At 66.7% G+C, this 19,051-nt stretch carries 16 protein-coding genes; 9 read left to right on the top strand and 7 right to left on the bottom strand.

What is annotated here, in order from left to right:
• Positions 1-45: 45 nt before the first annotated feature.
• Entirely contained in the window at positions 46-954 is a 909-nt protein-coding gene (locus tag GPL20_RS04665; protein WP_157328107.1) for a PaaI family thioesterase, read from the bottom strand.
• Positions 955-1,096: 142 nt separating this feature from the next.
• On the opposite strand from GPL20_RS04665, the gene GPL20_RS38690 reads away from it, so the two are divergent.
• Positions 1,097-1,417 carry a hypothetical protein gene (locus GPL20_RS38690; protein ID WP_167532886.1) on the top strand — a complete coding sequence of 107 codons (321 nt, stop codon included), beginning with the start codon at positions 1,097-1,099 and terminating at the stop codon, positions 1,415-1,417.
• Between the two features lie 40 nt (positions 1,418-1,457).
• On the opposite strand, the gene GPL20_RS04655 is transcribed toward GPL20_RS38690, so the two are convergent.
• Positions 1,458-2,927 (bottom strand): amidase, encoded by a 1,470-nt coding sequence (locus GPL20_RS04655; RefSeq protein WP_167532885.1) that lies wholly within the window; start codon positions 2,925-2,927, stop codon positions 1,458-1,460.
• A 497-nt stretch (positions 2,928-3,424) separates the two neighbouring features.
• Between GPL20_RS04655 and GPL20_RS04650 the strand changes: the two genes are divergently transcribed.
• The 5 genes from GPL20_RS04650 (at position 3,425) to GPL20_RS04625 (ending at position 9,768) form a co-directional block, all read left to right on the top strand.
• Positions 3,425-5,758 (top strand): Tex family protein, encoded by a 2,334-nt coding sequence (locus GPL20_RS04650; RefSeq protein ID WP_254125678.1) that lies wholly within the window; start codon positions 3,425-3,427, stop codon positions 5,756-5,758.
• A 342-nt stretch (positions 5,759-6,100) separates the two neighbouring features.
• Positions 6,101-6,628: a hypothetical protein gene (locus tag GPL20_RS04640; RefSeq protein ID WP_157328103.1), complete on the top strand. Its 528-nt coding sequence runs from the start codon at positions 6,101-6,103 to the stop codon at positions 6,626-6,628.
• Positions 6,629-6,728: 100 nt separating this feature from the next.
• Positions 6,729-7,421 (top strand): response regulator transcription factor, encoded by a 693-nt coding sequence (locus GPL20_RS04635; RefSeq protein ID WP_157328100.1) that lies wholly within the window; start codon positions 6,729-6,731, stop codon positions 7,419-7,421.
• On the top strand, positions 7,408-8,499 hold the full coding sequence (locus GPL20_RS04630) for a sensor histidine kinase (protein WP_254125680.1): 1,092 nt from the start codon (positions 7,408-7,410) through the stop codon (positions 8,497-8,499). The genes GPL20_RS04635 and GPL20_RS04630 overlap by 14 nt, the downstream gene beginning before the upstream one ends.
• 27 nt (positions 8,500-8,526) lie before the next feature.
• The gene (locus GPL20_RS04625; protein WP_157328098.1) at positions 8,527-9,768 is read left to right on the top strand and encodes an amidohydrolase family protein; all 1,242 of its coding nucleotides are present in this window, start codon (positions 8,527-8,529) and stop codon (positions 9,766-9,768) included.
• Positions 9,769-9,778: 10 nt separating this feature from the next.
• On the opposite strand, the gene GPL20_RS04620 is transcribed toward GPL20_RS04625, so the two are convergent.
• Positions 9,779-10,150, bottom strand: a complete 372-nt coding sequence (locus GPL20_RS04620; protein ID WP_254125682.1) for a response regulator transcription factor — start codon at positions 10,148-10,150, stop codon at positions 9,779-9,781.
• The gene (locus GPL20_RS04615; RefSeq protein WP_157328096.1) at positions 10,147-11,013 is read right to left on the bottom strand and encodes a S1C family serine protease; all 867 of its coding nucleotides are present in this window, start codon (positions 11,011-11,013) and stop codon (positions 10,147-10,149) included. The genes GPL20_RS04620 and GPL20_RS04615 overlap by 4 nt, the downstream gene beginning before the upstream one ends.
• Before the next feature lie 181 nt (positions 11,014-11,194).
• Here GPL20_RS04615 and GPL20_RS04610 point away from each other — a divergent pair, with 181 nt between their 5' ends.
• The 3 genes from GPL20_RS04610 to GPL20_RS04600 all read left to right on the top strand — a co-directional run bounded on the left by GPL20_RS04610 (position 11,195) and on the right by GPL20_RS04600 (position 15,596).
• Positions 11,195-12,160 carry a VOC family protein gene (locus tag GPL20_RS04610; RefSeq protein ID WP_157328095.1) on the top strand — a complete coding sequence of 322 codons (966 nt, stop codon included), beginning with the start codon at positions 11,195-11,197 and terminating at the stop codon, positions 12,158-12,160.
• A 64-nt stretch (positions 12,161-12,224) separates the two neighbouring features.
• The gene (locus tag GPL20_RS04605; protein ID WP_157328093.1) at positions 12,225-13,100 is read left to right on the top strand and encodes a dihydrodipicolinate synthase family protein; all 876 of its coding nucleotides are present in this window, start codon (positions 12,225-12,227) and stop codon (positions 13,098-13,100) included.
• A 171-nt stretch (positions 13,101-13,271) separates the two neighbouring features.
• Positions 13,272-15,596, top strand: a complete 2,325-nt coding sequence (locus GPL20_RS04600) for a xanthine dehydrogenase family protein molybdopterin-binding subunit (protein ID WP_157328091.1) — start codon at positions 13,272-13,274, stop codon at positions 15,594-15,596.
• Positions 15,597-15,823: 227 nt separating this feature from the next.
• Here GPL20_RS04600 and GPL20_RS04595 read toward each other — a convergent pair whose 3' ends face one another.
• Genes GPL20_RS04595 through GPL20_RS04585 form a run of 3 tightly spaced genes read right to left on the bottom strand, consistent with a single transcriptional unit; the run spans position 15,824 to position 19,040 of the window.
• Complete coding sequence (locus GPL20_RS04595; protein WP_157328089.1) at positions 15,824-17,020, bottom strand: acyl-CoA dehydrogenase family protein; 1,197 nt, start codon at positions 17,018-17,020, stop codon at positions 15,824-15,826.
• 15 nt (positions 17,021-17,035) lie between these two features.
• Positions 17,036-18,184: an acyl-CoA dehydrogenase family protein gene (locus GPL20_RS04590; RefSeq protein ID WP_157328087.1), complete on the bottom strand. Its 1,149-nt coding sequence runs from the start codon at positions 18,182-18,184 to the stop codon at positions 17,036-17,038.
• 4 nt (positions 18,185-18,188) lie between these two features.
• The gene (locus GPL20_RS04585; protein WP_157328239.1) at positions 18,189-19,040 is read right to left on the bottom strand and encodes an enoyl-CoA hydratase; all 852 of its coding nucleotides are present in this window, start codon (positions 19,038-19,040) and stop codon (positions 18,189-18,191) included.
• Positions 19,041-19,051: the final 11 nt, after the last annotated feature.

Genomic DNA, 19,051 nt, shown 5'->3' with positions numbered 1-19,051 from the left:
GCGCTATCGTTGTGGCCCGAGCCCCGGCCGTCAAGTAAAATGCGCCTATTCCTCGTCGTTTCCGGGCGCCTGCCGCAGCATGAAGTGACCGAAGGCCGTGGCGATCGGCTTGTTCGCATTATCCTGCCAGGCCCGTGCCTCGAAGGCGACGATGCGCCGGCCCTGCTTCACGATCGAGACGTTGGCGAAGGTGTCGAGCGCGCGGCCCGAGCGCAGATAGTTGACAGTGAGGCCGATCGGCTTGGGTGGCGCCGCAGTGCCGAGTTCGCGCGCCACGCCGACGATCGCGGTGGTCTCGAGGAAAGCGCCGGTCATGCCGCCATGGATCGCGGGCAGGATCGGATTGCCGATGATCTGCGGCGAGAACGGCATCGTCAGCGTGCCGTCGTCGTTGAGGCGGATGCCGAGGCAGCGCGCGAACGGGCTGCGCGCGAACGGGCCGTCCGGATCCTCCGGCGCTTCCAGCGTCGGGATGCTGCGCGCATCCATCCTGCGGTCGGCGAGCATGTTGGTGCGGTTGGCGCCGATCATGAAGCAGGCGGTCGCGGTCGCGACCGGATCGTCCTCGGACTCCTGATAGGCGGTGGAGCGCACGAAGGCGATCGAGCGCGTGGTGCGGTAGCAGACTGAATGCGCCTTGATGTCGAGGCCGGGTGTCGCCGGTTTCTGGTAGTCGATCCGTAAATCGAGGGTTGCGATCGCGCGCGTGCCGTCGAGCGCCAGCTGCACCGCCATGCCGCAGCTCTCGTCCAGCATCGCGGTGACGACGCCGCCATGCAGCACGCCGGTCTCGGTGTCGCCGACGAAGACGGGCCGGTAGGGTAGGCTGGACCAGGCTTCGCCCGGCGCGAAACGGTCGAGCTGGAGCCCGCTGATATGGCCGTAATCGGAACGGCGGCCCTTGATGGCCTCGGCGAGTTCCTCGAACGGGAGCGTCGTAGGTGTGCTGGACATGGCGATGTTCTAGACCAGTGTCGGGCGTCGCGCAAAACCCCGAAAACGTGTCGCACGGCAGGTCTGCCGGGCGGTTTAGCCTCGACAGAGCGGGCCGAAGCAACGATGGTGAGCGCCCGTCGACTAGCCGTAAGGAGCGCCCATGACCGACCCCGAAACGCCCGCCACCAATCAGGGGCCCGTCACCATTTCGAGCTCAAGCTCGGAGCGGGCGCCGATCATCTATTTCGACGGCGCATCCTGCTTCGGCCATCACAACGGCGCGATCCAGATCGAGCTCGCCGCGAACCTGCTGATGCCGGTCGGCCCCGCCGTCAGGGTCGATGTGGTCCAGACCGCGCACTTACGTTGCAGTGTCGCCGCGGCGCTGGCGCTGCGCGAAGCGCTCGACAAGGCGCTGGCGATGTACCGGCAGGGTCAGCAGCAGCCGCCGGCGGAGGATATCCCGGCGGTGAAGAACTGAGGCGGGTAGCGCGATCGCAGATCATCGCGATCGCAGCTCTTCAGCCCACATGCACCTTCGGCTTCCTGCCGCCGTTCCACTTGCCGTCGAGCGCGCGCTCGATCTGGGCGGCGAGTTGCAGCAGGAGGCCGTCATTGGCCTGCTTGGCGATGGCCTGGATGCCGAGCGGCAGGCCGTGCTCCTGGCTCGCCATCGGCATCGAGATCGCCGGCATGCCGCAGAGATTGGCGAGCGGCGTGAAGGCGAAGAAGCGCCAGAGATTGCCGAACCAGTCGAGCACATCGGGATTGTCGGAGATCGTGAGATATTCCTTGGTGCCGACCTTCGGCGTCGGCAGCGCGGTGATCGGCGTCAGGATCACGTCCCACTGCTCGAAGAACGCGCCGAAGCCGCGTGACGTGGTGTTGAACACGCCCTGCATCTTCGCCCGCTCGGCGAAGCTCGTGTGCCGGCCGGCTTCCCAGATCCGGATGTTCATGGGCTCGATCAGATCTTCCGGCGGCTTCTCCAGCCCGCGCGCGGCCAGCATGTTGGAGATCACCACCGCGAAATTCGAGATGTAGCAGGTTGTCTGCGCCGCAAAGGCAGCGCGGAAATCGAGCTCGGGCAGCGCGTAGTCGACGTGATGGCCGAGTCCCTCGAGGAAGCGGCCGGCCTTCTCCAGCTCGGCTGCGATCTCTGGCGTCGCGGTGTAGTCGCCCCATGTGTGCGACAGCGCGATGCGAAGCTTTGAAGGATCGCGCTTGATCATCTCGGAATAGGGCTGCGCCGTGGTCCAGAACGGCATGAACTCGCCCGGCGCCGGCCCGCGGGCATGATCGACGAAGGCAGCGGTGTCGCGCACCGAGCGCGACTGGCAGCCCTGGATCGAGACGAGACCGGTGAGATCGGACATGTGCGGGGCGAGCGAGAACACGCCGCGCGAGACCTTCAGGCCGATATTGCCGTTGACGCCAGCGGGAATGCGGATCGAACCGCCGCCATCGGTCGCATGTGCGATCGGCACCACGCCGGCGGCGACCATCGCGGCGCTGCCAGCGGACGAGCCGCAGGTGGTGTAGTCGGTATTCCAGGGATTGCGCGTGACGTAGACGGCCGGATTGTCGGCCGAGCTGCACACGCCGAATTCCGGCGTCGTGGTGCGTCCGATCAGGTTGAGGCCAGCCTGGCGGAATTTACCGGTCAGGAACGTGTCGGCTGGGGCGCGATTGCCGCGCATCAGCAGCGAGCCCATCTCCTGGAGCCGGCCCTTCATGGTCGGTCCCAGATCCTTCATCAGGAAGGGCAGGCCGGCGAACGGGCCGGAGAGATTGGCGCCATCCTTGGCGGGATCGGCGATCACGTCGTCGAACAGCTCGACCACGCCCGACAGCGCCGGATTGACCTTGGCGACGCCCGCAGCGGCCTGCCGCGCCAGCTCGTTTGCCGTCAGCTCGCCCTTGCGGACGCGGGCGGCCAGCGCCACGCCGTCGTGCTGCGCCCATTCATTCCAGCTCATCGGCAAAGTCATGAAAGTCCAAATCTCCTTGATGCGGCGTTACCTTCCTTTCGCAAGGGCCCGCCTGAATCAACCGAGCCGGCGCGAGGGGCAGGGTTGCATGGGACGGAGAGGTAATCCTATCAAAGAGAGAGCCGTGCGGTCGCTGCAACCCGGTCCGCCGGTCCCCGGCTGCCAGCGTTGCGATGCCGGGACCAGCTCTCCGACGCCGACATCGCCGCGGCTGCGGCATCGTTCATTACATGCCCGATCGCGAACTCGCTCGCCGACGACGGCGAGTTTCCGAGCACCGCGTTGCGCCATTGGTTCGTCTCGCCGGATGAGGGGCTATTGTCCCCTGTCTGCCGCACCCGAACGAATGTGGCGAGATCGCATCGACGCAAGAAAAAAATCCTCTGTCGACGGTTGTGCACCGCACCTTGATGAATCAACCTTGGTTGGTCCATAAGCGGCGTCCCGCAGCCGGTGGTTCGCCCCCGCGTTGCGTGCCTGGATAGAAGGATTCTCGCGTGGCAAATATCAACCTGAAGATTGCGCAGGAGCTTGGGGTTCGTGCGGAGCAGGTCGAAGCGGCGGTAACGCTGCTCGATGGCGGCGCCACGGTTCCCTTCATCGCCCGCTACCGCAAGGAAGCGACCGGTGCGCTCGACGACGCGCAATTGCGTACGCTGGAGGAGCGGCTGGTCTATCTGCGCGAGCTCGAGGACCGCCGCAAGGCCATCCTTGAATCGGTCCGCGAGCAGGGCAAGCTCGACGCTGCGCTGGAAGCCACCATTCTCGCTGCCGACAGCAAGGCGCGCCTCGAGGACATCTATCTGCCATTCAAGCCGAAGCGCCGCACCAAGGCCGAGATCGCCAAGGAAGCCGGCCTCGAGCCGCTCGCCAATCAGCTGATGGCGGAGCCCGGCAACGATCCGAAGGTCGTGGCAGAAAGCTTCATCAATGCCGAGAAGGGCGTTGCCGACGCCGCTGCCGCACTCGACGGCGCCCGCGCCATCCTGGTCGAACGCTTCGACGAGGACGCCGACCTGATCGGCGCACTGCGCGAGGAGATGTGGACCAATGCGCGCATGGCTTCCAAGGTGCGCGACGGCAAGAAGACCGAGGGCGAGAAGTTCGCCGACTATTTCGATTTCTCCGAGCCGCTGACGAAGCTGCCCTCGCACCGCATCCTCGCGATGTTCCGCGGCGAAAAGGAAGAGATCCTCGATCTGCAGATCCAGGCCGAGGCCGAGGCACCGCCGCCGGGCGTGCCGGGCGCCTATGAACTGAAGATCATGAAGCGGTTCGGCATCGCCGACCTCAAGCGCGCCGGCGACCGCTGGCTGATCGACACCGTGCGCTGGGCCTGGCGCACCAAGATCCAGGTGCATCTCAACATCGACCTGCGGATGCGGCTGTGGAATGCGGCCGAGACCGAGGCCGTGCGCGTGTTCGCTTCGAACCTGCGCGACCTGCTGCTGGCAGCGCCGGCCGGCACCCGCGTCACCATGGGGCTCGATCCCGGCTACCGCACCGGCGTCAAGGTCGCGGTGATCGATGCGACCGGCAAGGTGGTCGACACCACCGCGATCTATCCGCACGAGCCGCAGCGGCAATGGAACGAGTCGCTGGCAACGCTCGGCAGGCTGGCGCTGAAGCATCGCGTCGAGCTGATCGCGATCGGCAACGGCACGGCCTCCCGCGAGACCGACAAGCTCGCGACCGATCTCGTCAAGGGGCTGCCCGAACTGAAGATGACCAAGATCGTGGTATCGGAAGCGGGCGCGTCGGTCTATTCGGCCTCCGCCTTCGCCTCGCAGGAGTTGCCCGGGCTGGACGTCACGTTGCGCGGCGCAGTCTCGATTGCGCGACGGCTCCAGGACCCGCTCGCCGAGCTCGTCAAGATCGAGCCGAAGGCGATCGGCGTCGGCCAGTACCAGCACGACCTCGGCCAGGCCAAGCTCGCCAAATCGCTCGATGCCGTGGTCGAAGACTGCGTGAACGCGGTCGGCGTTGACGTCAACACCGCCTCCGCGCCGCTGCTGGCGCGCGTGTCGGGCGTGGGCTCCGGTCTCGCGCAGAGCATCGTGCAGCATCGCGACGCCAACGGCCCGTTCAAGTCGCGCAAGGCGCTCAAGGATGTGCCACGGCTCGGGCCCAAGGCGTTCGAGCAGTGCGCGGGCTTCCTGCGCATCCTCGGCGGCGAGGACCCGCTCGACGCCTCCGGCGTGCATCCGGAAGCCTATCCGGTGGTGCGCCGGATTCTCGCGGCGACCAAGAGCGACATCAAGGCGCTGATCGGCAGCAGCGACATCGTCCGCACGCTGAAGCCGAAGGATTTCGTCGACGAGACCTTCGGTCTGCCGACCGTCACCGACATCCTGCGCGAGCTCGAGAAGCCCGGCCGCGACCCGCGTCCGGCGTTCAAGGCGGCGGTGTTCAAGGAGGGCGTCGAGGAGATCAAGGATCTCCAGAAGGGCATGATCCTCGAGGGCACCGTGACCAACGTCGCCGCCTTCGGCGCCTTCGTCGACATCGGCGTGCACCAGGACGGCCTCGTGCACATCTCCGCGATGTCCAAGAACTACATCAAGGATCCGCGCGAGGTGGTGAAGCCCGGCGACATCGTCAAGGTGAAGGTGCTGGACTTCGAGGTCGCGCGCAAGCGCATCTCGCTGACGCTGCGGCTCGACGACGAGGTCGGTGCCAAGAAGGACGCGCCCGGCATGCAGCGCGACAATTCACGCAATGCCAACCGCATGACTTCGTCCGCACCGCGCAAGCAGGAATCCTCCGGCGGCGGCGCTCTCGCCGAAGCCATGCGCCGCGCGGCCGAGAAGAGCAACGGCAAGCGCGTGTGATGTCTTAATCTCTCCCCGCCCTTCAGCGGGGAGAGGTCGGAATTCGCGCGCAGCGCGGATTCCGGGTGAGGGGGAGCCGTCCGCGCGTCGAGCTACTCGACTTACGGAAAGTTCTATCCACGTCGTCATTGCGAGCGCAGCGAAGCAATCCAGAGTCTTTCCGCGGAGGGATTCTGGATTGCTTCGCTGCGCTCGCAATGACGAGGAGAGAGTGGGCCTCCACCTCCCTAACACCCGCGTCAGAATCTGGCGCATTTGTAAGTTGAAGGAGAGGGCTCGTTCTCCTCATCTAATCCTCCTCGCGCGGCACGCAGACTGCCGCGCTGCAAGGAGGACGTTTCGATGAACAACAGGCTTCTCAAAGGCCTCACCGCGACGATGATTGTAGCAGCGATGGCGGTTGCTTCGCCGGTGCTCGCACGTGGCGGCGGCGGCGGCCATGGCGGCTTTGGCGGTGGCGGCCATTTCGGCGGCGGTGGCCACTTCGGTGGCGGCGGGATGCATGTCGGCGGTGGCGGCATGGGTGGCGGCGGCATGCGATTTGGCGGCATGGGCGGTGCTCGTTTCGGTGGCGCCCGCTTCGCCGGTTCGCCAATGGCCGCCCGTGCTGCCATGGGGCCGCGCTTTGCCGGTGCACCATTAGCGACCCGCGCCGCCTTCGGCCCGCGGTTTGCTGGCCCGGGCTGGCACGGCAGGCCCTTCATCGGCCGCCATGCCTTCTTCCACCGTCACCGCTTCAACCGGTTCGCTTTCGCCGGCGCGCCGTTCTTCTATGCCAGCTATGCCAACTATTATGACGACGGCTGCTGGCAGAGGAGCTGGACAGCCTATGGGTGGCAATGGGTCAATGTGTGCGGAGACTATTGGTAGTCGCATCGCCCTACCGCACCATTGTCGCGATCGCCATCGGGCAGTTCCGCTCAGCCCCGGAACGGGATAGTCTGGTGGCGATCGTCGCGCGGAGTTTTGCATGACCGGAGGTCACCGCCGCATTCTGGTCGTCGAGGACGACCCGGAGACCGCAGGCCAGCTCGTCGAGGAGCTGACGACCTCCGGTTACGAGGTCGACCTCGCGGCCAACGGGCGCGAAGCCCTGAGCCACGGCGTTGCGCGCGACTATGCGGTGATCACCATCGACCGCATGCTGCCCGACATCGACGGCATCACCGTGATGCGGCAATTGCGCGATGACGGCATCGCCGCGCCCTTCCTGATCATCTCCGCGCTCGGCGAGGTCGATGACCGCGTGCGCGGCTTGCGCGCCGGCGGCGACGATTACCTCGTCAAGCCGTTCTCCTTCGTCGAGCTCCTGGCGCGCCTGGAAGCCCTTGGCCGCCGCAGCGAGACCATTGCCAAGGAGACGCTTCTGCGGGTCGGCGACCTCGCCATCGACCTGATCGCGCGCAGCGCGAGCCGCCGCGGCCGGAAGATTCCGCTGCTGCCGCGGGAATTCCAGCTGCTCGAATATCTCGTCCGCAACGAGGGCCGCGTCGTCTCCCGCGCCATGCTGCTCCAGCATGTCTGGGACCTGCATTTCGACCCCTCCACGAACATCATCGACGTCTATGTCGGACGGGTCCGCCGCAAGGTCGACGACAGCCAGGACTACCCGCTGATCCACACCATCCGCGGCATCGGATATTGCCTCCGTGCTCCTGGCTAAGACGCTCCGTTCCTCGACCTTCCGCCTGGCGCTGATCGCGATCGCGGCGTTCGGGCTGATCGTCGCGGCGATCATGGCCTATGTCTATTTCGGCACGCTCGCCTATGTGCAGAGCCGGATCGGCGACGCCGGCGATCACGATGCCTTCACGCGCATGATCGAGCTTGCGATGGTCGCGGTCGCCGTTCTGCTTCTGGTGCTCGCCGGGCTCGCGGCCGTGCTGGTGACACGGCGTACGGTCGGGCGTATCGAGCAGATCAATGCCACCAGCCGCGCCATCATGCTGTCGGGGCTGGATCAGCGCATCCCCCTGCGCGACAGCAACGACGAGTGGGACCGCGTCGCGGAAAACCTCAACCAGATGCTCGATCGCATCGAAACGCTGATGGGCGAGGTCAAGCAGGTCAGCGACAACGTTGCCCATGATTTGCGCACGCCGCTGACGCGCATGCGCGGCCGGCTGGAGAAGGCCTATCACACCCCACGCAACGGCGAGGCCGACGCGGCGCTGATCGGCGACACCATCGCCGATCTCGACGCGGTGCTTCACATGTTCGCCTCGATCACCCGGATCTCGGAGATCGAGACCCGCGCGCGCCGGAGCGCGTTCCGGACCCTCAACCTCGCCGAGGTCGCGGGCGAAGTCGTCGAGCTCTACGACGCCGCAGCCGAGCAGGTCGCGACCCGTCTCAGCCTCGGCGGCGACCGCGAGGTTGCGATCACAGGCGACCGCGACCTGCTGTTCGACGCCGTCGCCAATCTCGTCGACAATGCGATCAAGCACGGTAGCAAGGGCGGGACGGTGACCGTGACCTGCCGCAGCGCCGATGGCGGTGCGGCGATCGCGATCGCCGACGACGGTCCCGGCATTCCCGCCGACCAGCGGGACCAGGTCTTCAAACGCTTCTACCGGCTCGAACAGAGCCGCTACACGCCGGGCAACGGCCTCGGCCTGAGCCTGGTCGCGGCGGTTGCCCGCCTCCATGGCGCCGAGATTGTCCTCCATGACAATGCGCCGGGCCTCACCGTCCGGCTCCAGTTTCCGCCGCCGTCCCAGTCCGGCACCGCGTTTGCATGAGCGTGGGTACCGAGTGAAAGTTTCGCAATGTCCCGGCTGCCCGACATCGTCGTCACCAACGCCCGTACGCGCGGTCGCGAGATCGTCGACATCGCGATCACCGACGGCGTCATCACGGCGATCGGCAGCCGGCTTGAAACCGGCGCGAAATCCGTCGTAGATGCCGGGGGTGGTCTGGTGACGCCGGCCTATGTCAATCCGCACCTGCACCTCTGCAAGGTCTGGACCCTGCCGATGATGTCGGAGGAGGCGTTGGAGGCCTATCAGGGCGGCGGCATGAGCGCGGCGGCGAAGGCGGTCGATCTCGCCGCCGTCGTGAAGAGCGGCTACGACGCGTCCTGGATCGTCCCGAACGCGCGGCGCGCCGTGGCGCTCGCCGCGCTCCACGGCAATCTCCATATTCGCGCCTTCGCCGATGTCGACACCAAGGCCCGGCTCGAAGGCGTCAAGGCATTGCTCGCAATCCGCGAGGAATTTCGCGGCATCGTCGAGATCCAGGTCGTCGCCTTTCCCCAGGACGGTCTGTCGCGCGAGCGGGGGGCCGAAGATCTGATGCGCAAGGCGATGGCGCTCGGGGCCGATATCGTCGGCGGCATTCCCTGGATCGAGGCCAATGAGGAGGACATGCGCCGCCATGTCGAATTCTGCTTCGACCTGGCGACCGAGCACGGCGCCGACGTCTCGATGCTGCTGGACGATGTCGGCGATCCCGACATGCGCACGCTCGACATGATGGCGCGCGCGGTGATCGCGCGTGGCGCCGAGGGACGGGCACTCGCCCATCATTGCCGGGCGATGGCGCTCTATCCCGAGACCTACCTCCGCGAGCTGATGGCGCTGCTCGGGAAGGCCCGCGTCAGCATCGTGAGCAATCCTCACACCGGCCCGCTGCATGCGCGGGTCGAGGAGCTTCTGGGCGCCGGCATCAATGTCTGCCTCGGCCAGGACGACATCTCGGACGCCTATTATCCGCACGGCCGCAACAACATGCTGGAGGTGGCGTTCCTCGCCTCGCATCTGCTGTGGATGACCAGGAAGAGCGAGCGCGAGACGCTCTACGACATGATCACCACGCGTGCGGCGACCGCGATCAATCTGGAACGCTATGGCCTCGGGCTTGGTTGCGCGGCGAATCTCGTCATCCTCGATCAGGGTGATGTCACCGAGGCGCTTCGCTTCCACGCTCCGCCGCGTGTCGTCATCAGCCATGGCCGCGTCGTCGACATGGAACGTCTGCGCGCGCTGGCGCAGATCGCTCCGTCCGGATGACTTACCGCGCTCAGAGCTCGATCACGCCGCGGCGCGCCGCATGCGCCACCGCGTCGGTGCGGCCGGTGGCATCCAGCTTGTCGAGCAGCGAGCCGACGTGGAATTTCACGGTGTGCACGGAGATGCCGAGCTGGCGCGCAATCATCTTGTTGGAGGCGCCCTCGGCCATCAGCGCCAGCACGTCGAGCTCGCGCTGCGTCAGCGCGATGTCCGCAGGCATGACGCGCGGATCGCGGGCGACGATCGCTGCCGCCGCTTGCTCGCCGGGCGCGGCCAGGCGCAGCCCCGCGACGCTACCGAGCAGGGCCGCCAGACGATCGGCGAGGGCGGAATCGTCGATCTCCAGCGACAGCACGATCTCGGGCGCGTTGTGCTCGCTCACGCTTCCGGCCTCTCGCCGACCGTGACCTTGAAATTGACCGGCTCGCCGCCGCGACGAACCGCGACATCGACCACGGCGCCGACGCTCGTCGGACCCAGGGTCCGCGACAGCGCGCGCACGCCGGAGAGTTTCTGGCCGTCGACCGCGACGATGACGTCGCCCTGACGGATGCCGGCCGCAGCCGAAGGTCCGGCCTTGTCGACATTCATCACCATGGCGCCGACGCCGTCCTCGAGCCGCACCGGCTGGAGCCCGAGGCCGAGATAGCCGCGCGCGATACGGCCGCGTACCTCCAACTGGGGCGCGACGCGCTCGATCGTCGCCGTCGGGATCACCAGCACCCGACGCGGGCCGAGCACGGCCATGCCGAACGCTTCGCCCGAGGCATCTAGCGCGAGGCCGCCCTCCTGGCTGGGACGCAGGCGCACGTCGAGCTCGATCCGCGCATCGATTTCGCCGCCGCGCAGGCTTCGCCAGCTCTTGCCGGATGCCGACACCATCCCGAGCGCCGCACTCGGCGTATCGCGGTTGGTGGCGACCACGACCGACAGCGCGCCGAGGGGCGGGACCGTGGCCGTCAGCTTGACCGGCGCGATGGCGGCCTGAGTGCGCAGCAGTGCGATATCGGTCGTATGGTCGCGGCCGGCGATCGTGGCGGCCGCGGTGCTGCCGTCGGGAAGGCCGATCTCGACCTCGCCCTCATCGGCCAGCGCCTCGTCGGCGGTGATGATCAGGCCCGCCTTCCAGACGAAGCCGGTTGCGCGGGAGCGGTGCGAGTGCACGGAGACCACGGACGGCGCGGCACGCGCCGCGACGTCCGCAAGTGCGGACGATAGAGAAGACAGGGGAGTAAAGTCGGTCATGGCAGGCTCCTGTAGCTGTCCTCTATCTGGGACGTCGCAGGCGTTTGCGAAACTGGCCGGGTGGTCAGGACCTCCGGGCTGCAGCGGCCGACGAACATGTGATTGGGAGGCGCTCACGGGAACGTGTAGCAATCCGGAAATCGCGCCGCATGACCTCAAGGATTTCAGCGAGCTTCAACCGATGACCATCGACTTCACCCGCCGCACCCTGCTTCAACTCGCCGGCGCGACCTCGCTCGCGATGGCGGCCGCAGCCGCGGCGCGCGCCGAGGGCGCTCCTCAGGGCGCCGGGCCGACCTACGCCAGCCGCACGCCGATGCGGGTCGGCATGGTGACGCTGCGGGTCAAGAATCTCGACAAGGTTGCGGACTACTACCGTGACGTGATCGGGCTCACGGTGATGGAGCGTTCGGGGACTGCAGCAAGGCTCGGCACGGCCGGAATCACGCTGCTCGTGCTGGAAGCCCGTCCCGACGCCGCGCTCGAGCCGCGCAACGCCGCCGGCCTCTACCACACCGCCTTCCTGATGCCGACGCGCAAGGATCTGGCGCGCTGGCTGGTGCACGCCGCCTCGCATCGCGTTCCGCTGTCAGGCTTTGCCGATCACCTCGTCAGCGAATCCGTCTATCTCGACGATCCCGAAGGCAACGGCATCGAGGTCTATGCCGATCGTGATCCCGCGCAATGGCAGTGGAGCGAGGGCAGCGTGAAGATGGCAACGGACGAGCTCAACATCCCCGACCTGTTGTCGCTGACCAATACGCGCATTGCCGACTATGCCAAGGCGCCGGATGGCCTGCGCGTCGGTCACATGCATCTGCGCGTCGGCGATCTTGCGCAGGCGGAAAGCTTCTATCACGGTACGGTCGGCCTCGATCCGACCCGCCGCCGCAACGGCGCCGCGTTCCTGTCCTCGGGCCGCTATCATCATCACCTCGGCATGAACGTCTGGCAGAGCCAGGGCGCGGGCCAGCGCGACGACCAGGCCACGGGCCTCGCCTGGTTCTCGCTGGTGACGGAGAAGCAGGAAGTGCTCGCCGCACAGCAGGAACGCCTGCGCAAGAGTGGTGTGAACGTCACGGCACTTGCGGATGGGGTGGAGGCGACCGATCCCTGGGGCACGCGGGTGCGGCTGCTCAGGGTTTGATCGCGGCCGCGGGCATTGGTAAGACCGGTCAGGCGCAACCAGTTTTTTTGGGTTCACACCTGACATGCCCGATTTTCACGGCGTTTTTCCCTATCTCGTTTCGCCTGTCGATGCCGATGGCAGCGTGCGCACCCAAGTGCTCGCCAGGCTCTGCGACGATCTGATCGGCGCCGGCGTTCACGGTCTGACGCCGCTGGGCTCGACCGGCGAGTTTGCCTATCTCAATGCCGCGCAGCGCACCGCCATCGTGCGGACCACGATCGAGGCAGCGAGGGGCCGCGTGCCGGTCGTGGCCGGCGTCGCCTCGACCTCGACGGCGGATGCGGTGGCGCAGGCGAGGGCGTATCAGAAGCTCGGCGCCGACGGCATCCTCGCGATCCTGGAGGCTTATTTCCCGCTCGCCGATGCCCAGGTCGAATCCTACTTCCGCGCCATTGCCGATGCCGTGGACATCCCTGTCGTCATCTACACCAATCCGCAATTTCAGCGCTCCGATCTCACGCTCGAAATCATCGCGCGCCTCGCCGAGCACCCGCGCATCGGCTACATCAAGGACGCCTCGACCAACACCGGCCGGCTGCTCTCGATCATGAACCGCTGCGGCGATGCCTTGCGGGTGTTCTCGGCCTCGGCCCATATCCCGGCTGCGGTGATGCTGATCGGCGGGCTCGGCTGGATGGCGGGACCGGCCTGCATCATCCCGCACCAGAGCGTTAAGCTCTACGATCTCTGCAAGGCCGGCCGCTGGGACGAGGCCATGGTGCTCCAGCGCAGGCTGTGGCGGATCAACGAGGCCTTCGCCCGCTTCAATCTCGCCGCCTGCATCAAGGCGGGCCTTTCGATCCAGGGCTACGACGTCGGCGATCCCGTCCCGCCGCAGGCCGCGCTGACGGCCGATGCACGCAAGGTCGTGGAAGCGGCATTGCGGGAGCTGGCGTAGTCGTCATTCCGGGGCGCCCGCAGGGCGAACCCGGAATCTCGAGATTCCGGGCTCGGTCCTTCGGACCGCCCCGGAATGACGGTATCCCACCCGCCCAAAACCGCGGCTGGTCTCGCCTGCCTCGATCCGCTAAAAGGCGGCCGCACTTTGAGGCTTAGAGGACCCCACGGAATGAACATTCTTCCCGGCAATTTGCGTTTCGGAGCGGGCCAGCCCGTCAAGCGTTTGGAAGACCAGAGGCTGCTCACCGGGAAGGGACAGTTCATCGACGACAAGCCGCAAGACGGCGCGCTGTGGTTGCACGTGCTGCGTTCGCCGCACGCCCACGCGAAGATCGTCTCGATCGACACCAGCGCCGCGGCGGCGATGCCGGGCGTCACCGCGATCTACACCGGTGCCGACCTCGTCAAGGACGATATCGGCAGCATCCCTACCTTAAGCATCTTCAAGCGCCCCGACGGCAAGCCGATGACGGTGCCGCCGCGCCGCCTGCTCGCCCACGAGGTCGTGCGCTACGCCGGCGAGGCCGTGGCCGCTGTGGTGGCGTCGTCGCGCACCGAGGCGCAGAGCGCGGCCGAGGCGATCGTGGTCGAATATGACGTGCAGCCTGCGGTGGTCGATCCCGTCGAGGCGGTGAAGCCCGGCGCGCCCGTGGTGTGGCTAGAGGCGCCCGACAATATCGTGGGTGCGATGGCTTACGGCGATGCGGCCAAGGTGGACGAGGCCTTTGCGAGGGCGGCGCATACCGTCGAGCTCGACATTGTCAGCCAGCGCCTGGTGCCCTCCGCGATGGAGCCGCGCTCGACCATTGCCGAGATCGACAAGAAGTCCGGACGTCTTCTCCTGCACGTGCAGTCGCAGACCCCCGCTTCGACCCGCGACGTGCTCGCCGAGGCCGTGCTCAAGCGTCCCAAGGACAGCGTGCGCGTGCTGGTCGGCGACATCGGCGGCGGTTTTGGCCAGAAGACCAACCTCTATCCCGAGGACGGCATCGTCGCCTATGCCGCGACCAAGCTGAACAAGAAGATCCGCTGGCGCGGCGACCGCACCGACGAATTCGTCGGCGGTACCCACGGCCGTGACCTGACCTCGACCGCGTCCTTCGCGCTCGACGAGAAGGGCAAGGTGCTGGCCTATCGCGTCAAGTCGATCGGCTGCACCGGCGCCTATTCCTCGGGCGCGGCCAATATCATCCCGCTGGTGCTCGGGCCGTTCGTGCAGACCGGCGTCTACGATCTGCCGCTGGTGCATTTCGAGGTGCAGTCGGTGATGACCCACACCGCGCCGGTCGGCGCCTATCGCGGCGCAGGCCGTCCCGAAGCGGTCTTCATCGTCGAGCGCCTGTTCGACGCCGCCGCGCGAAAGATCGGTATGGATCCGCGCGCGATCCGCAAGGCCAACTACATCAAGCCGGCACAGCTGCCCTACACCAACGCCGCCGGCCAGGTCTACGATTCCGGCGCCTTCGCGCACATGCTCGATCGCGCCGTGAAGCTTGCGGATTGGGATGGTTATGCGGCGCGCAAGAAGGCGGCGAAGAAGAAGGGCCTGCTCTACGGCCGCGGCCTCACCTCCTATATCGAATGGACCGGCGGCCGCGCGCATACCGAGAAGGTCAGCCTGCACGCGACCTCGCAGGGCCGCGTCGTGCTGCATTCCGGCACCATGGCGATGGGGCAGGGGCTGCAGACCACCTACACCCAGATGATCTCCGACACGCTCGGCATTGCCATGGACAAGATCGACGTCGTCCAGGGCGACACTGATTTGGCCATGGGCTTTGGCAGCGTCGGCTCGCGCTCGCTGTTCGTCGGCGGCACCGCGGTCGCGGTCTCCTCCAACGATCTCATTCAGAAGGCGCGCGAGAAGGCGGCGAACGTGCTGGAGACCTCGGTCGAGGACATCGAATATCAGGGCGGCATGCTCACGGTGGTCGGCACCGACCGCCGCATCAGCCTGTTCGATCTCGCCGAGAAGGAAGGCGGCGCCAAGCTCAGCGTCGATTCCGAAGGTGAGGTCGACGGTCCGAGCTGGCCGAACGGCACCCATATCTGCGAGGTCGAGATCGACCCTGAGACCGGCGTCTCCAAGGTCGTGCGCTACACCACGGTTGACGACGTCGGCGTTGCCGTGAACCCGATGCTGGTCACGGGCCAGATCCATGGCGGCGTCGCGCAGGGCATCGGCCAGGCGCTGTATGAGGGCGTCTCCTACGATGCCGACGGCCAGCTCCTGACCGCGAGCTACCAGGACTATTGCATCCCGCGCGCCGACGACGTGCCGCCGATCGTTGTGACGCTGGACGATTCCGCGCCCTGCCGCACCAATCCGCTCGGCGCCAAGGGCTGCGGTGAATCCGGCGCCATCGGCGGCCCGCCCTGCGTCACCAACGGCGTGATGGACGCGCTCGCCGAGCTCGGCATCACCCAGCTGAATACGCCCTTGACGCCGCAGAAGATCTGGCAGGCGATCCGGGACGCGAAGGCGGCGGGCTGAGCGGGACGTTCTGTGACGCAGGCTGTTGCGACAAACTCAACTGTCGTCCCGGGGCGCGCGAAGCGCGAGCCCGGGACCCATAACCACAGGGCGGAGTTTGGTACGAAGCGGCAACTCCGAGTCCCCGTAACCACATCCGCCTGTGGTTATGGGTCCCGGATCTGCGCTTCGCTTGTCCGGGACGACAGCGGAGAATGTCGCGCGCGTGTCGTTAAATCGCAGGCAGCTCAAATCCCCAGCATCATCTTCGCAATAATGTCGCGCTGGATCTCCGAGGTGCCGCCGAAGATCGTGTAGGCGCGGCCGTTGAGATATTCCGGCATCACCGTCAGCATCTCCTCGGGAATTGCCGGCTCGTGGTTCAGCTTGTACAGCGGTCGCATCGGCTCGACCGCGAGGGCGTCATGGCCGATCACGTCGGCCCCTAGTCGCGTGACCTCCTGCCGAATCTCGCTGTTGCGCAGCTTCAGGATCGACGACACCGCACCGGGATTCTGCCCGGTCTGCAGCGCCGAGAGCACGCGCAGCTCGGTCATCTCCAGCGCGTCGATGTCGACCTCCACCTCCGAGATGCGCGTCGCGATATCCGGACTGTCGATCGCGCGTCCGGTCAGGTCGGATTCGGCCAGCTCCGCGATCGCCTTCAGCCCCTCGCGCAGCTTCGCCGAGGCGATGCCGGAGCCGCGCTCGAACTCGAGCAGATATTTGCCGTAGGTCCAGCCCTTGCCTTCGTCGCCGACGCGGTTGGCCACAGGCACGCGCACGTCGTCGAAGAACACCTGGTTGACCTCGTGGTCGCCGCCGATGGTGAGGATCGGGCGCGTCGTGATGCCCGGCGTCTTCATGTCGATCAGGATGAAGCTGATGCCGTCCTGCTGCCGCGGCCCGTCGCTGGTGCGCACCAGCGCGAACATGCGGTTGGCGTGGTGCGCATGGGTGGTCCAGATCTTGGTGCCGTTGATGATGTAGTCGTCACCGTCGCGCACCGCGCGCGTCTTCAGCGAAGAGAGGTCGGAGCCTGAGCCCGGCTCGGAATAGCCCTGGCACCAGTAATCCTCGCCGGAGAGGATCCGCGGCAGGTAGAAGTTCTTTTGCTCCGGCGAGCCGAAACCGATGATGACGGGCCCCACCATCTTCACGCCCATCACGTTGACATTGGGCACGCCGGCCCGCGCGGATTCGGTCTCGAAGATCCAGCGCTGCGCCGGGGTCCAGTCCGGCCCGCCATATTCGACCGGCCAGCCCGGCGCGCCCCAGCCCTGCTTGTGCAGCGCGCGCTGCCAGGCCATGCCGATCTCGGGGTCGGAGAACACCGACGGCGTCAGCGCGGTGGCGCGCTTCATCTCCTCGGTCAGGTTTTTCGCGATGAAGCCGCGCACCTCATCCTGAAAGGCGCGCTCCTCGGCATTGAACGACAGGTCCATGATGCGCTCCTCTCGTCAGGTCGTCATGGCGACGCGGCCAAGCTCGGCATGGCGGCCATAGTGATGCGCGCTGCCGCCGAACAGCGTATCGAAGGCGACGAGACCCTTGAAATAGGCGCCGACCTCGAGCTCCTCGGTGACGCCCATGCCGCCGTGAAGCTGGATCGCCTGCTCGCCGACGAAGCGCGCGCATTTGCCGATCTTCGCCTTCGCGCCCGAGGCGGCGCGCGCCCGCTCGATCGGCCTGCCGTCCGCCTTCAGCGCGGCGTGCAGCGCCATCGAGCGGGACTCGTCGACCTGCATCGCCATGTCGGCGAGGCGGTGGCGGATCACCTGGTTGGCGGAGAGCGGCCGGCCAAATTGCTTGCGGATCTTGGTGTACTCCAGCGTGGTGTCGAGCAGCGTCTGCATGATGCCGACGGCTTCCGCGCCGAGTGCGGCCATGGCGCGGTCGACCGCCCATTCGATCGCGGGCAGCGCGTCGTCGCCGTCGCCGAGCAGGGCGTCTTCCGGCAGGTGCACGTCGGACAGTTCAATGTTGCAGGCGCGCCCGCCGCCGAGGCGCGCGTAGTCGGAGATCGCGAGGCCCGGCGCCGTCGCCGGCACCACGAACAGGCCGATACGTCCCGAAGGGCCGTGATGGTCATGCATGAGCGCGGAGACGATGATCTCGTCGGCGGCATGCCCGTCGAGCACGGCGATCTTGCTGCCGGCCAGGCGCCAGCCCTGCGCCGTCTTGTTGGCTGATGTCGCGACCTTGGCGAGGTCGAACCGCGCTGCGCGCTCGGAATGCGCAAATGCGAGTTTCAGGGATCCGTCCGCCACCTTGGGCAGGCTCGCCTGTTTCTGCTCCGTGGTGCCGCATCTGTCGATCAGCGCGGCTCCCAGCACCACGGTCGCAACATAGGGCTCCGACACCAGCCCGCGGCCAAAGGCTTCCATCAGGATGCCGACATCGACCGCGCCACCGCCGAGCCCGCCGAACTCCTCGGGAAGCGGAAGCGCCAGCCAGCCGAGCTCGGCGAACTGCTTCCAGACATCAGGGCTGAAGCCGAGCGGATCGTTCGCCATCTTGCGGCGATGATCGGCATCGTAGCTCTCGGCCACGAAGCGTTCCGCGCTCTCGCGCAGCAGGCGCTGCTCGTCACTGAGGTTGAGATCCATCGCGCTACTCCGCCGCCGGTGGCTTGCGCACGGAGGGATGCAGGCCGGATGGATCGACGATCATGCCGAACTCCTGGAGATTATGGGCGTGGCAGAGCTGATGCAGCGCAAAGGCCTGGTCGATCGCGGCGGGCTGACCCATCACGTCGACGGAGCGGTTCACCGCCTCCTTGGTGAGCTTCAGCGCGAAGGACGGTTTTGTCGCGATCCGCTGCGCCAGCGCCAGCACGCGCGATGACAGCTCCGCGCGCGGCACGACCTGGTTGACCATGCCGAGTTGCTGCGCCTCCTGCGCGCTCCAGCTGTCGGCGGTGAACAGGAATTCCTTGGCCTTGCGTGGGCCCAGCTCCCAGGGATGCACGAACCATTCGACGCCGCAGACGCCCATGGTGACGACGGGGTCGCAGAACTGCGCGTCGTCGCTGGCGACGATGAGATCGCAGGCCCAGGCCAGCATCAGCCCGCCGGCGATGCACTTGCCGTGGACCTCGGCGATGGTCGGCTTGGCGAGATTGCGCCAGCGCCGGGTGATCTGGAGATATATTTCCTGCTCGCGCGCGAAGCGGCCATGCGCATTCGGTTCAGCGAAGCCGCCCCAATTTCCGATCGGCGGAAAATCCACGCCTGCGGCATTCTTGCCGCCGGGGCGCAGATCGTGACCGGAAGAAAAGTGCGGACCGCTGCCGGCGAGGATGATCACCTTGACCGCATCGTCCTGCACCGCCGCATCGAAGGCGGCGTTGAGGTCGTAGGTCATTTGCAGATTCTGTGCGTTGCGCGCCTCGGGCCGGTTCATCACGACCCGGGTGATCGCCGGATCCGGCCTCTCCACGAGGATGGTCTCGAACGAGGTCATCGCGTTTCCCA

Origin of the sequence: Bradyrhizobium cajani (assembly GCF_009759665.1) — a bacterium.
GTDB classification, from domain to species: domain Bacteria; phylum Pseudomonadota; class Alphaproteobacteria; order Rhizobiales; family Xanthobacteraceae; genus Bradyrhizobium; species Bradyrhizobium cajani.
Note: the sequence above shows the minus strand (reverse complement) of the source record. Positions and strands in the feature narration are given on the sequence as shown.

Excerpts from the sequence above, each read along its gene's own strand:
- GPL20_RS04590 (WP_157328087.1), bottom strand. The coding sequence starts at position 18,184 with ATGGATCTCAACCTCAGTGACGAGCAGCGCCTGCTGCGCGAGAGCGCG.
- GPL20_RS04635 (WP_157328100.1), top strand. The coding sequence starts at position 6,729 with ATGACCGGAGGTCACCGCCGCATTCTGGTCGTCGAGGACGACCCGGAG.
- GPL20_RS04585 (WP_157328239.1), bottom strand. The coding sequence starts at position 19,040 with ATGACCTCGTTCGAGACCATCCTCGTGGAGAGGCCGGATCCGGCGATC.
- GPL20_RS38690 (WP_167532886.1), top strand. The coding sequence starts at position 1,097 with ATGACCGACCCCGAAACGCCCGCCACCAATCAGGGGCCCGTCACCATT.
- GPL20_RS04600 (WP_157328091.1), top strand. The coding sequence starts at position 13,272 with ATGAACATTCTTCCCGGCAATTTGCGTTTCGGAGCGGGCCAGCCCGTC.
- GPL20_RS04640 (WP_157328103.1), top strand. The coding sequence starts at position 6,101 with ATGAACAACAGGCTTCTCAAAGGCCTCACCGCGACGATGATTGTAGCA.
- GPL20_RS04655 (WP_167532885.1), bottom strand. The coding sequence starts at position 2,927 with ATGACTTTGCCGATGAGCTGGAATGAATGGGCGCAGCACGACGGCGTG.
- GPL20_RS04610 (WP_157328095.1), top strand. The coding sequence starts at position 11,195 with ATGACCATCGACTTCACCCGCCGCACCCTGCTTCAACTCGCCGGCGCG.
- GPL20_RS04605 (WP_157328093.1), top strand. The coding sequence starts at position 12,225 with ATGCCCGATTTTCACGGCGTTTTTCCCTATCTCGTTTCGCCTGTCGAT.
- GPL20_RS04615 (WP_157328096.1), bottom strand. The coding sequence starts at position 11,013 with ATGACCGACTTTACTCCCCTGTCTTCTCTATCGTCCGCACTTGCGGAC.
- GPL20_RS04595 (WP_157328089.1), bottom strand. The coding sequence starts at position 17,020 with ATGGACCTGTCGTTCAATGCCGAGGAGCGCGCCTTTCAGGATGAGGTG.
- GPL20_RS04665 (WP_157328107.1), bottom strand. The coding sequence starts at position 954 with ATGTCCAGCACACCTACGACGCTCCCGTTCGAGGAACTCGCCGAGGCC.
- GPL20_RS04625 (WP_157328098.1), top strand. The coding sequence starts at position 8,527 with ATGTCCCGGCTGCCCGACATCGTCGTCACCAACGCCCGTACGCGCGGT.